At 57.4% G+C, this 14115-nt stretch carries 11 protein-coding genes; 5 read left to right on the forward strand and 6 right to left on the reverse strand.

Annotated features, from left to right (window positions below; all coding sequences use genetic code 11):
* Positions 1–30 precede the first annotated feature (30 nt).
* The 4 genes from GG681_RS16195 to GG681_RS16210 form a co-directional block, all read right to left on the reverse strand.
* The gene (locus GG681_RS16195) at positions 31–1659 is read right to left on the reverse strand and encodes an alpha-D-glucose phosphate-specific phosphoglucomutase (RefSeq protein ID WP_153549085.1); all 1629 of its coding nucleotides are present in this window, start codon (positions 1657–1659) and stop codon (positions 31–33) included.
* Between the two features lie 401 nt (positions 1660–2060).
* Complete coding sequence (locus GG681_RS16200; RefSeq protein WP_153549086.1) at positions 2061–2849, reverse strand: inositol monophosphatase family protein; 789 nt, start codon at positions 2847–2849, stop codon at positions 2061–2063.
* Between the two features lie 170 nt (positions 2850–3019).
* The gene (locus GG681_RS16205; protein WP_153549087.1) at positions 3020–4108 is read right to left on the reverse strand and encodes a ParB/RepB/Spo0J family partition protein; all 1089 of its coding nucleotides are present in this window, start codon (positions 4106–4108) and stop codon (positions 3020–3022) included.
* A gap of 1 nt (position 4109) precedes the next feature.
* A complete protein-coding gene (locus tag GG681_RS16210) occupies positions 4110–5525 on the reverse strand; it encodes an AAA family ATPase (protein WP_153549088.1) in 1416 nt (471 codons plus the stop codon).
* Between the two features lie 628 nt (positions 5526–6153).
* On the opposite strand from GG681_RS16210, the gene GG681_RS16215 reads away from it, so the two are divergent.
* Positions 6154–7419 carry a replication initiation protein gene (locus tag GG681_RS16215; protein WP_153549089.1) on the forward strand — a complete coding sequence of 422 codons (1266 nt, stop codon included), beginning with the start codon at positions 6154–6156 and terminating at the stop codon, positions 7417–7419.
* Positions 7420–7430: 11 nt separating this feature from the next.
* On the opposite strand, the gene GG681_RS16220 is transcribed toward GG681_RS16215, so the two are convergent.
* The gene (locus GG681_RS16220; protein WP_153549090.1) at positions 7431–8591 is read right to left on the reverse strand and encodes an MFS transporter; all 1161 of its coding nucleotides are present in this window, start codon (positions 8589–8591) and stop codon (positions 7431–7433) included.
* 233 nt (positions 8592–8824) lie between these two features.
* On the opposite strand from GG681_RS16220, the gene GG681_RS16225 reads away from it, so the two are divergent.
* On the forward strand, positions 8825–10555 hold the full coding sequence (locus GG681_RS16225) for a DUF1217 domain-containing protein (protein ID WP_153549091.1): 1731 nt from the start codon (positions 8825–8827) through the stop codon (positions 10553–10555).
* 48 nt (positions 10556–10603) lie between these two features.
* Here the strand turns inward: GG681_RS16225 and GG681_RS16230 are convergent, their stop codons facing one another.
* On the reverse strand, positions 10604–11077 hold the full coding sequence (locus tag GG681_RS16230) for a MarR family winged helix-turn-helix transcriptional regulator (protein ID WP_153549092.1): 474 nt from the start codon (positions 11075–11077) through the stop codon (positions 10604–10606).
* Between the two features lie 119 nt (positions 11078–11196).
* Between GG681_RS16230 and GG681_RS16235 the strand changes: the two genes are divergently transcribed.
* The 3 genes from GG681_RS16235 to GG681_RS16245 all read left to right on the forward strand — a co-directional run bounded on the left by GG681_RS16235 (position 11197) and on the right by GG681_RS16245 (position 14071).
* A complete protein-coding gene (locus GG681_RS16235) occupies positions 11197–12186 on the forward strand; it encodes a TRAP transporter substrate-binding protein (protein WP_153549093.1) in 990 nt (329 codons plus the stop codon).
* A gap of 82 nt (positions 12187–12268) precedes the next feature.
* Positions 12269–12796, forward strand: coding sequence for a TRAP transporter small permease (locus GG681_RS16240; RefSeq protein ID WP_153549094.1), 528 nt, complete (start codon positions 12269–12271; stop codon positions 12794–12796).
* A 3-nt stretch (positions 12797–12799) separates the two neighbouring features.
* Complete coding sequence (locus GG681_RS16245) at positions 12800–14071, forward strand: TRAP transporter large permease (RefSeq protein WP_153549095.1); 1272 nt, start codon at positions 12800–12802, stop codon at positions 14069–14071.
* Positions 14072–14115 lie beyond the last annotated feature (44 nt).

A 14115-nucleotide genomic window follows, 5' to 3' on the forward strand; every position in this document is an offset into this window, starting at 1 on the left:
GCAGCGCGCGCGACTAAATCGCGCAACGCATTAGGTCATCACGGTTGGCGCATCCCGCCCGGTGCGCGCAAGGCCCGCAATGTCATAGGCCGCAGCCCGCACCGGCTCCAACGCCTCTTGCGTGTCACGCAGCAGATCGCCGTCGCCATCGACATAATTTTGCAGATAGACCCGCAGCGTCGCTCCATCGGTGCCGGTGCCCGACAGGCGGAACACAGCCCGCGCGCCACCTTCAAAGAACACCCGGATGCCCTGTTTGTGGCTTTCGCTGCCATCCACCGGATCCAGATAGGAAAACTCATCGGCTGAGGCCACAATCAAGCTGCCAAAGCTCTGCCCGGCAAAGCCTTGAAGCCCCGTCCGCAGATCCGCCATAATGGCATCACCTTCTGCGCTCGGCAGCGCTTCATAATCGTGACGCGAATAGTAGTCGCGCCCATAGCTCTGCCAGTGATCCTGCATCACCGCCTGCACGCTTTCGCCGCGTTTGGCCAGCACGTTCAGCCACAGCAGAACCGCCCAAAGCCCGTCCTTTTCACGCACGTGATCAGAACCGGTGCCCGCGCTTTCTTCACCGCAGATGGTGGCCTTGCCAGCATCCAGGAGGTTGCCAAAGAACTTCCAGCCGGTTGGGGTTTCAAAGCTTTCAATCCCCAGTTTCGCTGCGACACGATCAGACGCGGCAGAAGTGGGCATTGAACGCGCAACCCCAGCAATACCCTGTGCATAGCCGGGTGCCAGATGCGCATTGGCCGCCAGCACCGCCAGACTGTCAGACGGCGTCACATAGACCCCTTTGCCCAAGATCATATTGCGATCGCCGTCCCCATCCGACGCCGCGCCAAAATCCGGACCATCCGCTGCCATCAGCTGATCATACAGTGGCTTGGCCCAGACTGGGTTGGGATCGGGATGGCCCTTGCCAAAATCAACGCTGGGGGTGCCGTTCAACACGGTGCCCTTGGGCGCGCCCAAAGCCCCTTCCAGGATCGCATGGGCATAAGGCCCGGTCACCGCATGCATCGCATCAAAGCGCATGGTGAACCCGCCCGCAAACATCGCGCGGATCGCATCAAAATCAAACAGCTGCTGCATCAGCGCCTGATAGTCCACCACCGGGTCGACCACCTCAACCACCATGCCATCAAGCTGGGTTTCCCCCAGCGCGCCCAGATCCACATCACCCGCGTCTGAAATCTGATACTCAGCAATCACCTTGGTGGCGGCAAGAATGCGTTCGGTCACCCCTTCGGGTGCGGGGCCACCATTGGCGATATTGTATTTCAGACCAAAATCCGCATCGATCCCGCCGGGGTTATGGCTGGCTGACAGGATCAAGCCGCCGTCAGTGCCGCGCTGGCGAATAAGGTTGGAGGCCGCCGGGGTCGAGAGCAATCCCCCCTGCCCCACAACCACCTTGGCCGCACCATTGGCGGCGGCCATTTTCAAAATGGTCTGGATTGCCTCGGCGTTGAAATAACGCCCGTCGCCGCCCACCACAAATGTCTTGCCGCGCGCGCCGTCGATGGCGTTGAAAATTGACTGGACGAAATTCTCCACATAGCCCGGCTGCATAAACACGCGGGTCTTTTTACGCAGGCCCGAAGTGCCCGGTTTCTGCCCCTCAATGGGCTGGGTGGAAATCACTTGTGCGGGCATTGCTGCCTCCTTCAATAAACATGCGGCACCGGTCAACACAGATCACTGCGGGCCCTGTGGTCTTTGGGCCTAACTTAGGATCATGGTGATGCCATGACAACGCGAACGCAGCAATGCGAACTCTGGGCAGATTTTCCCCGCCTACGCCGAGGTTTCGCAGCGAAACCTGGCAGAGCCTCGGCCAATTTGCGGCAAGTTTTGGGATGCAAGTTGCTCGATATTGACCACATGGCTGGCCCAATCAGCGCCAATTTCGGGGAGGTTTCGCTGCGAAACCTATGGTCTGAACAGGTGAAAACCGCCCCAAATACAGTTATTATATTTTAAATTCAAATACTTGAGCCAAAACCCAACAGCAGCAGCTGCGGGAGGTTTCGCAGCGAAACCTCCCCACGCGCCAACTACTGCACCAGATCTCCCACAATCGCGCGGATGTCTGTTTCCAGCGCGGGCACCATGGCAACAAAATGCCGAGGCGCGCCAATGAACTCCAGCGGCGCAACCGTTTCGATCACCGCGCCCGCTTCCTGCAGAATCAGCCACATGGCAAAGACGTCCCAGGCGTTGACATATTGCTCCCAATAGCCTTCGGCGCGCCCCAGTGCGACCGCCAGCAGGCTGATCACCGCCGCGCCATTGCGGCGATATTCCATGCCCGCGTTCAGGGCCCGGCTGACGCTGGCCACATGGTCTTCGACCTTCTGGCGGCCCGACCAGCCCACCATCAACACGCCCGCGTGCACATCGGTGCAATCCGACAGGGCAACCGCCTGCTCAACGCCCGCATGGCGCACCATGGCGCCCTGGTCTTTGGCGGCCCATAGTGTCACATCAAGTTCCGGCGCGCAGATCGCCGCCGCCTCTAAAACACCATCCTCCATATAGGCAATAGAGACCGCCCAATCAGCGCCACCGCGCATGTAATTGGCGGTGCCATCAATGGGATCAACCACCCATAGTTTTGGCCCATCGCCGCTTTGACCCTCTTCTTCGCCCAGCACGTGTTCATCGGGAAACTGCTCTGCGATGCGACTGCGGATCAGGTCTTCTACGGCGCGATCCGCATAGGTGACAAAATCCTGATGCCCCTTGGCCTGAATGAAATCCTCGCCCTGCTCCCGGCGCATCTTCAGCGCTTTTGCGGCGGCTTCCTCAGCAAGGTCGCGGATAAATTGGGTGCGGTTCGTCATGGCGTATTCCTGAAATCTGATGGCCAGAGCCTTATGCCCGGTCCTAACACAAACAGCACACAGAAATTTAAAATCCCCAGCTGAGGTTTCGCAGCGAAACCTCCCCAAGGCTCAAACAGCAAAAGGCCCGGATCACTCCGGGCCTTTTTCAATCTAACAACAGTTGATGGTCACTTTTGTTCCAGCAGATGGCGCACATTGTCCATCACCGCATCCACCAAATCCGCGGTGGCGTTTTTGCCATAAAAGCGGATGGCATAGCCGCCGGGGCCAGACTCCAGCGCGATTTCTACGCCATTGGCCATCTTCTGACGCCCGCTGACAACAGGTTTTTCCTGCACCTTCGGGCGGCCGCCACGGGCCGGATCCGGGGCGGACCCTTCGGCGCGTTCCACCAGCGGCAGCATCACCTGCCATTCTTCTTCGCCATTGCGCGGATCAGCGCGTTCCAATGTGGCGCGGATCTCTTCGGTCAAGCCTGCGCGCAGCGCCGCCGCCAGACGCAGACACTGGCGTTCGCTGTAGGAAATCGCGTGCGACAGCAGATCGCCCAGATCCTCATGCACCAAAGCAAAGGAGCGGATCTTGGAGCGTTTGGCCTTGGAGGCGTTTTGAAACAGCACCTGAACCGCCTCATCAACGCTGGTGAACACACCGTCATAAACCGCCATCGCCGCGGCGCGGCCGCGTTCATATTGGCTGAGGCCTGCGCGGATCTCGTTTTCCTCGATCATCGCCACCAGCGCCTCTTTGACGCCGCCGGGTTCGCGCACAAAGGCGGCAATGGTCGGAAAGCGCTCGCCGCCGCTCATGGCGTTCAGACGACGGATCGCAGCCAGGCGGCGATAGCCCGAAATCAGCCCGTATTGGGCGCCATCTTCGACGTGCTGGGGCACATAGACCTCGATCGGCAGACGCAGACCGTTGACCGAAATCGAGGTCATCAGCTCCTGCATCTCATCTTCGCCCAGCTCCATCCGGTCGCGTGACAGCGCATCGGCGGTGATCTCATGGATCGGGATTTCCACCGCAACCAGACCTTTTTCCTCAGCCGCGCGCAGGCGTTCCGCATCGGCCTTGTCTTTGGCCTGGGCCTCGCGGTCGGCCTGGGGCAGGGGGGATGCGCGCATGGCGGCATCGGCCACCACATCAGCAATCGGCGGGCGCACGGCGGTGCGAGTGAGTTCCTGATCAATGCCCGCTTCGATCTCTTTCAAAGCTTCGGCGGATGGGGCTTCGAGTTGTCTGCGTCGTGCCATGTTATTCTGCCTCCTCTTGAGGTTTCGCAGCGAAACCTCCGGCGTCTTCTGCCATCTGGGCATCGCGCCACCACGCGCCGATCAGAAGCTCTTTGAATTCCGCATAGGTGCGATCAAAGACTTCGCGGCCGCGGGTGTAGGTCTCGCGGTTGAAGTTGCGGTAATCCGCCTCGTAGATGCCAGAGACAGATTCACCTGCCTGGCCCACAAGGGCGGTGTAGTCCTGACGATGCGCATTCATGAAATCGCCAAAATAGGCCTGAATTACATTGGCCAGATCCGCCTGCTGGCTGGCGTCAAAGCGGGTGATCAGGGCGCGCACCACGTCCCATTCAAATTTCATCTCGGGCAGACCCGCACGGCGGCGGCCTGCATTTTCGCCATCCTCGATTGAGGCAAAGGTGGAATAGAGCATGTCAAAAAACCGCCCTGTTGAATCGAACTCGAGGAAAGACGCCCCCAGCGGCACCAGCAAAATATCTGCCGCGGCCAGCGCATTGATGGTCAGATAGCCAAGCGCGGGCGGGGTATCGAGCAAGATGATGTCATAGTCGTCAAGCGCTCCTCCTGTTTCCAACGCACCCGTAAGCGCATCCCAAAGGGGCCAGTTGCGCAGCCCCATGCGCCAAACCGGGATCTGAAACTCGGCCCAGTAGAGATTGAGCTGGGCGCCGATCAGATCGATATTGGGCCAATGGGTTTTCTGCACCACGTCGCGCAGCGAAACCTGCAAGGCCTCTGTCAGTGTTTCATCCAGCGGCAGTTCCGGATCACCGGCCGCCGCGCGGATCTTGTTTTCGGCCTGAAGGTGCTCGGCATAGTCCCGCGCCATCAGCGGGAACACCGTGCTCCATTCATCGGGCACTTTGCCGCCCATGATCGAGGTCATCGAGCCCTGGCTGTCCAGATCCACCACCAGAACCTTGTAGCCATCCAGCGCAGCTGACATCGCCAGATGGGCAGCAGTGGAGGTTTTACCAACGCCGCCTTTAAAATTCGCTACCGCTACGGTCTTAGCGTTAAGGGTTTGTGGACGATATGGCCTGTATTCTTTCGTGCTGATTCCCTCTTCGGCAAAATGGTCGCGCAGTTGCAGCACTTCTTCGAGGGTGAACCAGCGCGAACCGGCGCTGCCTTCGCCCTGGGGCAGGTCAGGGTTTTTGTTCAAAACCCGGCGCAGATGCGCGGCCTGAACGGGGATCAGATAGCGGCAGATTTCCCAGGTGGAAAATTTGCGCAGCCGTTTTTGCCCATCCGGGGAATAGCCGCGTTTGGCCAGATCATCGCGGCCACGCCCCGCCAATGCGGCGGCTTTGGCAAAGCGGGCGGTGTCCACCAGCGGGCCAAGTTTGCCTGCTGCGGTTTCCGGATCCAGATTGAAATAAGGGGGCAGGGGGGTCTCTGGTTTTTTCGCCATTGTTCTCTGCTATGTCACATGTGCCTCGGGGAGATCGCCTATTTATGGCGTTATCGTGCAAATCATCGCACATCTTTGCCGGGCTGTGAATCGGAGAATTCCATGTGATCTGATTATGTGGATTTGGCGCAATCCGGGGAGGTTTCGCAGCGAAACCTCTGGAATTCATCAAAAAGAAGCAACCACAGGGATCATAAAGCTTGTATTTGTTGAATCTATTTTAGAATCTTTGCGCCTGAAATACCTATATATATCAAGAGGCAACCCCTAGATAGGTACCCGTATACAGTGATTGGGGCACCCGGATGCGGGATCAATGGAACCCGGATGCAGGGTGAGCGGGTCCGATTCGCAGGAATAGGGGTACCGATTCCCGGTTTGGCTCTAAAATGCCGGTTTGAGGCTCAATTGGTGCCGTAATCTGGCAAGGATTGGTTCAGATTTAAAGGGTTTTCCACAGGGAGCAGCCTAAAGGAACCCATCTACGGGAACAGGCAATCCCGCAAACGGGTCCCTTTTATAGGTCCCCAGAGATATATTGAGCGCAGGTTCCTTTTCATGGCATAGTGGGCGGGCAAACCGATCAATGAGAATCGGAGCAGTGATTAGGACAGGCATAGGATAGGTAATGGCGCAAAGCGACATTCCGCACACACAATTGGCCGGGCCGCTCAGGCGGCAATCGGTGAAAAAGAATGTGGCGGCGATCCATATTTCCGGCAAGCTGACGCTGTTGCAGCGCAAGCTGTCAAACGTGCTTTTGCTGAATGCTTATGACGCGCTGACCTCCAAACAAAAGCACCAGATTGATGCGCGCACGCTGTGTATGATGGTGGGCTATAACTCCAATGATATGGAGACGCTGAAACAGTCGCTGCGCTCGCTTGCGGAGACTGTGGCCGAGTGGGATATGCTCGATGAAGAGGGGCGGCAAGAATGGGGGGTCAGCTCGCTTTTGTCATATGCCAAGCTTTCGGGGGGCGTTTGTGAGTATGCGTATTCGCCCGCTTTAGCGGAAAAATTGCACGATCCAAAAGTTTTTGCGCTGATTAATTTAAATATCCAGCGCCGGTTTACCTCGGGTCATGCGCTGGCGCTCTATGAAAACTGCTATCGTTTTGTGCGCACGGGTTCGACGGGCTGGTGGCCGATTGATCTGTTTCGCCGCCTGATGGGGGTGGAAGGCAGCGCCTATTATGAGAGCTTCAAACATCTCAATGCCAAGGTGATCAAACCGGCGGTGGCCGAGGTGAACAAGACCTCAAACATCGTGCTGACGCCGGAGTTCAAAAAGATGGGTCGCCAGGTGGCTGAGGTGCGGTTTCTGATCAAGGAAAACCCGCAGCTGGCGATGCTGGATATTGATGATGGCGCGGGGGTGCGTCAGGGGGCGGTGTATCAGCGCCTGCTAAAGGTGGGTGTGTCTGACCGGCTGGCGCGCCAGTGGATTGCGGAACACGGCGAGGATTATGTGGGCGAAAAGCTCGACTATTTGGGTGGGCGCACGGGGATTGAAAGCCCGGTGCGCTATCTGACGGCGGCGTTGCGCGATGATTACCGCGATGAAGCACCGGTGCAGCCCAAGGTCGACCCTGAGGTGCTGGCGCGGGTTGAGGCGCAAAAAGCAGAAGCCGCCCGCAAGGAGGCGGCGCGCGATGCGGCCAAGGCGCGGGAACGTGATCTGCGCGCCGCGCGGCTTGAGCGGATCCGAGACCTTGCGGCGGAACGATCCCCAACCCAGCGCGACGCGGATAAGCGGTTGTTTCTCAGCCGTCTGGAAGATGATCTGGAACGCAGCGAATTTCGCCGCGCGGGCTGGGCGGCGGCGCTGCTGGTGCAGGATATGGTTGAGTTCTGGGAAGAACTGTTGCCCGGAGCCTTTGACGACCTGTAAGCAAGCTGGCTTTAAGCGAGCTGGCGGCGGCGGTTGATCAACAGCACCCCGAGGGCAAAAAGCGCAACACCCGATGCAAGCTGCAGCACGGCGGTGAAACTATGGCTTTGTGCCACCATGCCAACCACAGGACCCGCAAGGAGGCCGCTGATCATCAGCGTGTTCCAATACAGCGCGGTTGCGGCGGCGGGGCGGTCGGTTGCAAAGCTTTGTATAAAACTGATGCCGAGGCTTGCGTATAGCCCGTAGTAGAGCCCTTCAAGCGCTGCGGCAAAAAACATCTGCGGCAGGGTTTCAACGGCGGCGAGCAGCTGAATGGTCACCACAGCAAGCGCGGTGGTGGCAATCAGCGCCGGGCGCAGGCCAAAACGGGCAATCAGGGCTGGGGTTGAAAAGATCGCACCAACTTCGACAGCGGTTTTGATGCTGAAGGCCAGGCCTGGTGCAAAGCCGGGCAGGCCGACCTCTTGGACGTAAAACAGTGGTAATGCGGAAAAGGTCAGCGAATGCGCGGATGAAAGGCAAAAGATGAAACAGGCCGCCAGGATCAGCGGCAGTGAATCTGCGCTTGCGGCCGCCTTGGGTTCTGCGGGGGCGGTGATGGTGCGGGGCAGGGTGAACCACCACAACAGCAGCCAGATCGCGCAGGTGGCAGCACCGGTTGCAAACACAGCGTTGAGAGACACCATATCTGCCAGCACAAAGGTCAGCGCGGGCCCAATCATCCATGCGGTTGACGTGGTTGCGCGCATATAGGCGTTAAAGCGGCTGCGCATGATGTTTTGCTGTTGCGCAAGATTGCCGCCCAGGCTGAACATGGTTGAAACCGCGCTGGAGCTGAGGCCAAAGCCAAGGATACCAAAACTGAGCGCGGCCCAAAGCGTTGGAAACAGATACAGCGTAGTGGCCGCACAGAGATAGCCCGCGGCCGCCAGGCCAATCAGCGGAAAAATACGCCCTCCGCGATCAATATGGCGGGCAAAACGGCGATTGGTAAAAACGGTGATCGCAACGGCCGGAGCCGAATAGGCGCTGATGATCCAGGGCGCATAGCCCAGCCCATCCACCAGAAAGAACCCCATAAAGGGAATGATCATCGCGCTGCACAGCGTGCCGCAAAACAACAGAAGGAAAAACAATACTGTAGTGTGTTGATGGGACGCGCGCGGCATTTGGGTTTCCTCAGGGAGCGTTTTTACTGTTGGGATTTAAATGGCTGTTGCAAGGTTAATTTTGGCTGACATCGCTGCGGGGCAGGGTTCTAATGGGCGCTTAATCTCTTTTTAGGCAGTTTACCTTAGGGTGTTGCGTGGAGGGGTGTGTGGTTGCGGTGTTGCAGCGCAGACCCATTGAAGCGATCGCAACGCATTTGCGCCATTAAATATGAGATTTCATAGGTGTTCGAATGACTTTCACCCCTGTTTTTGCCGGTAGTGGCCTGGTGGGCTACAATCATCTGGTACGCACCCGCGAGGAACAACAGCAGCGATTGGCTGAATCGCCCGTTGCCAAACGCGAGACCGAAGGTTTTGTTGAAAAGCTGAACGATATTCGCAGCGTTGACGACCTGTTGGCCAATCGCAATGTGTTGTCGGTGGTGCTGGGGGCGTTTGGTCTGCAAGATGACATTGGCAATACCGGGCTGTTGCGCAAGGTGCTTGAGGCGGATCCAAGTGACAGCAATTCGTTGCCAAACCGATTGCCTGATTCCCGTTATCTGGATCTGGCCACTGCTTTTAATTTTGGCGGTGAGGGCGGCGCGCAGCTTGATAGTCTGATCCGGGTAAGCCCGGTGGTGCAGCAGCTTGCCGATTATGATGATGTGGATGTGTTTCTGGCCGGGGAAAAATCGCAGGATCGCGCGGTTTTCCGCGAGACAATGGCGCATTTTGAGATCGAGAAATACGCCAACAACAAGTTTTTCCTCAAAACCGTGCTGGAATCCGATCTGGATGATCCCAATTCCTTTGCCAATCGGCAGACGGATCCCAATCTGTTGCGTTTTGCCCAGGCGTTTGATTTGAAGGGAAAATCAGCGGTGCCGCCTGCGGGCGAGGCGACGATTTACAGCTTTGCTGATGTGATCCGCGACGAGGTGCCCAATCTACTGTCGGCGGATGATCTGCTGGAGCGCCCGGCGGCACTGTCACAGGCGCTGGATCTGTTTGGGATTGAGGGGCTGGATCTGGACCCGGTAGCAGACAGCGCCACCGGTGAGCTGGTGGACAGCGCCGATCTGATTTTCCTGCGCGATGTGCTGAATTCTGATCTGGATGATGAAAACTCGGTCGCCAATCAGGCCGAAGACAAACGGTTTGCAGCCCTTGCAGGGGCGTTTGAATTCCCGGCACGTGTAGAACATGCTGCCCTGGTGGCCGCGACCCCGGATGGGGAAGAGCCGCCAGCAGCGTTTGACGGGCGGCTTGAGAAAATTCTGGATGGCGTGGATGAGCCGCTGGAAGATGTCGCAGGCTACATCCAGAACTTTGATTTCCTGCTCCATGCGCCAGGTTTCTTTGGCCTTGAATTCACCCAGATCAATACGGCGAATGGCACCTCGCAGATCTCCTATGAGCGTGATTATCTGGAGCGTGTTCTGGGATCGGATCTTTCGGATCCAAACTCCTTTGGCAGTTTTGTTGGCCGCAAGGATCCGCGGTTTGAAAATTTTGCCAAAGCCTTTGATATCCCGCAGCCTGTTACAGAAACGGTTTATGAATATCCCGAAGGTTTTGGGCAGGCCATTCTGGACCGTTATCTGGATGAAGAATTCCTGGCCGCAGTTGGCGAAGAAGACCCAACCCTGCGGTTTGCACTGGGGTTTGAGCCCGGTCTCGAAAGCATTGTGAATGCGGGTGGCTCCAACAATGCCCATTGGTTTTCGATCCTGGCGTCAAACCCGCTGCGCGAGGTCTTTGAATCGGTTCTTAACCTGCCAAGCTCCTTTGGTGCGCTTGATATTGACCGGCAGGCGGATGATATGAAGGAACGTACCAAAGCGTTGTTTGGGACGGATGTTGTGGCAGATCTGTTGGGCACCGACAGTATTGAATCCATGCGCAACCGCTATCTGGCCTTGGGGGGCAGCGGCAGTGCACCCACATCTGACAATGTGCTGTTGGGGCTGTTTGTCTGACCGGGCCGTTTCGGGCGGGGCTGGTGGTACAGGTGTAGGTCTGCGCGGCTAGCTGTCGTCTGCTTTGGCGACTTTGGCCAGCCGGTCGAGCTCTTCTTGATAGCTGCGCAGCTCATCCAGAACCTTATGGCTGTTGGGATCGGTTGAGATCTGCGAATTCAGCCCATCGAGAATGGGTAGGGCCTTTTCCACCAGGGTTTCGCCCTGCTCGGTGCTGAGCACGATTTTGGAACGACTGTTTTCCGCAGCCTTGGTGCGCCTGATGTGGCCTGCTTTTTCCAACCGGGCCAAGCCATTGCTGACATGGGGTTTTTTCAACCCGCATTCATCGCAGATATCTTGCGCACGGCAGGATTGCAGGCTGACCACAGCGCGCAGAATACGCCAGTCCTGCCAGTTCAACCCGGTCTGGGCGTAAACGATCTGCGAATACAGCAGCATCAGCTTGTGCGATAGCGAATGTATCGCCGCAATCAGGCCTTCGCCTGTGATCCCCTCGCGGATGTCGTCTTGGCTGGACATTGGCTAGATCCTCATCACGATTACATATGTAATTGACATCCTAGGTGTTCAATTGCAAGGCTGGCTCGCAAGCTTGTGCACTGTCAGGAGGCAAGCTGCAAATATAAAGGGGAGGAAACATGCGTACCATGTTCAAAGCGGCTTTGACCGCAACCGCGCTCATGGCTGCTGCCAGCATCGCGCAGGCCAAGACCACCATCCGGGTGACATTGCAATTGCCAGAGAGTCATTCGCTGGGTCAGAACTGGAATGCGTTCAAAGAGATCGTTGAAGCGAAATCCGGCGGTGAGTTGAATGTGCAGCTGTTCCCTTCGGCGCAGCTTTATAAGGATAAGGAAGTGCCCGAAGCCGTGGGCACTGGCGCGGTTGAGGCGGGATCGGCGTTTCTGGGCCGCTTTACCGGTGCGGTGCCAGCCGTGGATGTGGTGAGCCTGCCGTTTTTCTTTCGCGACGAAGATCACCTGCGCGCGGCTGTAACCACGGGATCCCCCATGCGCAGCGTGCTGGATACGGCCATTTTGCAAGAGACCAATGCCCGCGTGCTGTGGTGGCAGGCGTTTGGCCGCAATATCTACCTGTCGGACGGCAGTGCCATCCGCGCGCCGTCAGACCTGGAGCGCAAAAAAGTGCGCACCTACGGCAAAGTGCTGGGCTGGACGATTGAGGCCCTGGGTGGTGCGCCGACGCTGATGTCGGGCTCCAAACAGTTTCTGGCCTATCAGCAGGGCGCGGTGGATGTGGGCATGACCGGTGCCTCGGCGGTGAAATCGCGCAAGCTGTTTGAAGTGATGGATCACATGACCCTGTCCTATGACAGCGCGATTGAATTTGTTGCCGTGATCAACAACGACTTTTTCGAAGGGCTGACGCCTGAGCATCAGGCGATTGTACTAGAGGCCGCCGCAGAGGTGGAACAACAGCTGCGCGATGCGATCTACGCCGAAGAAGATGCGATCGTGGATGAGATGCGCAACACCATCACCGTGGTCGATCTGAGCGATGATGAGCGTCAGAAATGGGTTGAGGCCACGCAATCGGTGGTCAACCGCTTTGTCGAAGACGCGGGCGAAACCGCCGCGCAGGTCGTCAAAGCCGTATCTGACATGTAATCAAACAGCTTAACGCTGATATTTTGTAACCCGGCTCCCCTGTGGGCCGGGTTCACGTCCCTCATACGAAAGGCTGTGCGAGATGTCCGATTTTTTCAACCGGTTCAGCAAGGTGGTTGATGCCATTTCCGAGCTGTTTGGCATTGTGGCCGGCTGGATGTTTTTTGCGGTTGGGATCTTTGTCGCCTATGAGGTGTTCATGCGCTACGTGCTGATCAGCCCCACGGTCTGGGTGGATGAGGTGGCGCGGATCTTTCAGGTCTGGGCGACCTTTGGCGCAACGGCCTATGTGCTGAAACATCGCCAGCACATCATTATTGATCTGACCTTTCGCGATGTGAATTCCCTGCATCGGCGCATTGTGGAGACGTTTTCCATGCTGGTGATTGTGGGCTTTGGCGCGGTGGCGGCGAAATACGGCTGGGATCTGTGGCTGAAATCGACCCTGGCGGGGCATACAACCGACAGCTATCTGGCGGTGCCCAAAGCCTTTACCCAATCGGCGATCTGGGTTGGGTTTGGCCTATTGGCGCTGCAGGCGCTGGCGGAAATTTACAAGGTCTGGACCGGGCAGGCGAATTTGCAGCGTTCCGAGCTTGGGGGACATTAAGACATGGAATCCATCCTGATTATCGGAGGGTTGCTGACCCTGTTGCTGTTGCGGGTGCCGGTGGCTTTTGCCATGGGATCGCTGGGGGTGTTTTTGCTGTGGCTGAAAGGTTTTCCGCTGATTGCGGTGCCGCAGCGCCTGTTTGGCACCATGGACAGTTTTGAACTGCTGGCGGTGCCGCTGTTTTTGCTGATGTCGAATGTGTTGCTGAAGGGCGGGGTGGGCCGCGATCTGTTTGCCAGCGTGCAGGCCTGGGTAGGCCATTGGCCCGGAGGGCTGGGGGTTGCCACCATCAAAAGCTGCACCTTGTTTTCAGCGATTTCTGGATCATCGGTCGCCACCGCCGCAACCATTGGTACCGTGGCGATCCCCGAGATGGAAAAGCGCGGCTATGATCGCCCGTTCATCATGGGGCAGCTGGCGGCGGGTGGCACGCTTGGCATTCTTATTCCGCCTTCGATCCCGCTGATCATTTACGGGGTGATTACCGAAACCTCGATCCCGACCCTGTTTCTGGCCGGGATTGGGCCGGGCCTGTTTCTGGCGACGCTGTTTATCATCTACGCGATGGTTTATTCGCGCGGCAAAGAAGAGCTGAAGGTTGCGCGTATGCCCATGGGTGAGCGGCTGCAGGTGACGCTTTATGCGCTGCCAACCGTGGTGTTGGCGATTGCGATCATCGGCTCGATCTACGCAGGGATTGCCACCCCTTCTGAGAGCGCAGGCGTGGGGTTTGTCATTGCGATGATCCTGACCTTTGTCATGGGGCGGATGACTTTTTCCAAGCTGCGCGATGCGGTGCATGACTCGCTGAAAACCACGGCGATGATTTTTATTATTGTGGCGGGGGCGAAGGTGTTTTCCTATGCGATCACGCTCTATCTGATCCCGCAGTCGATCAGTGCGCTGCTCACGGAAAACATTTCAAACCCAACCCTGTTTATCTTTGCGGTGGGGATTGTGTTGTTGACGATCGGGTTCTTCCTTGAGGCGCTTTCGATGATGCTGATCATGGTGCCGGTGCTGTATCCCGCGCTGGAGGTGATGGGGATTGATCCGATCTGGTTTGGCATTTTCTTTGTGGTGCTGATTGAAACCGCGCTGATCACCCCGCCGGTGGGATTGAACCTGTTTGTCATTCAGGCGGTGGGCAAAGCGCGGTTGGAAGAGGTGATCAAAGGCTCGATTCCCTTTGCCATTATCATGCTGTCGACGGCGGTGTTGCTGTGGTTTTGGAAAGATCTGGCGTTGTTCATCCCTTATAAGCTGTTCTGATCCCTAGGCTTCAGTTAGCGATAACATTTTTTGGATTTGCGGGT

It is taken from the genome of Tritonibacter aquimaris (genome assembly GCF_009617595.1).
Classification (GTDB): domain Bacteria; phylum Pseudomonadota; class Alphaproteobacteria; order Rhodobacterales; family Rhodobacteraceae; genus Epibacterium; species Epibacterium aquimaris.

Bases quoted from the DNA above. Each gene is read 5' to 3' on its own strand.
- GG681_RS16195 (WP_153549085.1), bottom strand. From the start codon at position 1,659: ATGCCCGCACAAGTGATTTCCACCCAGCCCATTGAGGGGCAGAAACCG.
- GG681_RS16200 (WP_153549086.1), bottom strand. From the start codon at position 2,849: ATGACGAACCGCACCCAATTTATCCGCGACCTTGCTGAGGAAGCCGCC.
- GG681_RS16205 (WP_153549087.1), bottom strand. From the start codon at position 4,108: ATGGCACGACGCAGACAACTCGAAGCCCCATCCGCCGAAGCTTTGAAA.
- GG681_RS16210 (WP_153549088.1), bottom strand. From the start codon at position 5,525: ATGGCGAAAAAACCAGAGACCCCCCTGCCCCCTTATTTCAATCTGGAT.
- GG681_RS16215 (WP_153549089.1), top strand. From the start codon at position 6,154: ATGGCGCAAAGCGACATTCCGCACACACAATTGGCCGGGCCGCTCAGG.
- GG681_RS16220 (WP_153549090.1), bottom strand. From the start codon at position 8,591: ATGCCGCGCGCGTCCCATCAACACACTACAGTATTGTTTTTCCTTCTG.
- GG681_RS16225 (WP_153549091.1), top strand. From the start codon at position 8,825: ATGACTTTCACCCCTGTTTTTGCCGGTAGTGGCCTGGTGGGCTACAAT.
- GG681_RS16230 (WP_153549092.1), bottom strand. From the start codon at position 11,077: ATGTCCAGCCAAGACGACATCCGCGAGGGGATCACAGGCGAAGGCCTG.
- GG681_RS16235 (WP_153549093.1), top strand. From the start codon at position 11,197: ATGCGTACCATGTTCAAAGCGGCTTTGACCGCAACCGCGCTCATGGCT.
- GG681_RS16240 (WP_153549094.1), top strand. From the start codon at position 12,269: ATGTCCGATTTTTTCAACCGGTTCAGCAAGGTGGTTGATGCCATTTCC.
- GG681_RS16245 (WP_153549095.1), top strand. From the start codon at position 12,800: ATGGAATCCATCCTGATTATCGGAGGGTTGCTGACCCTGTTGCTGTTG.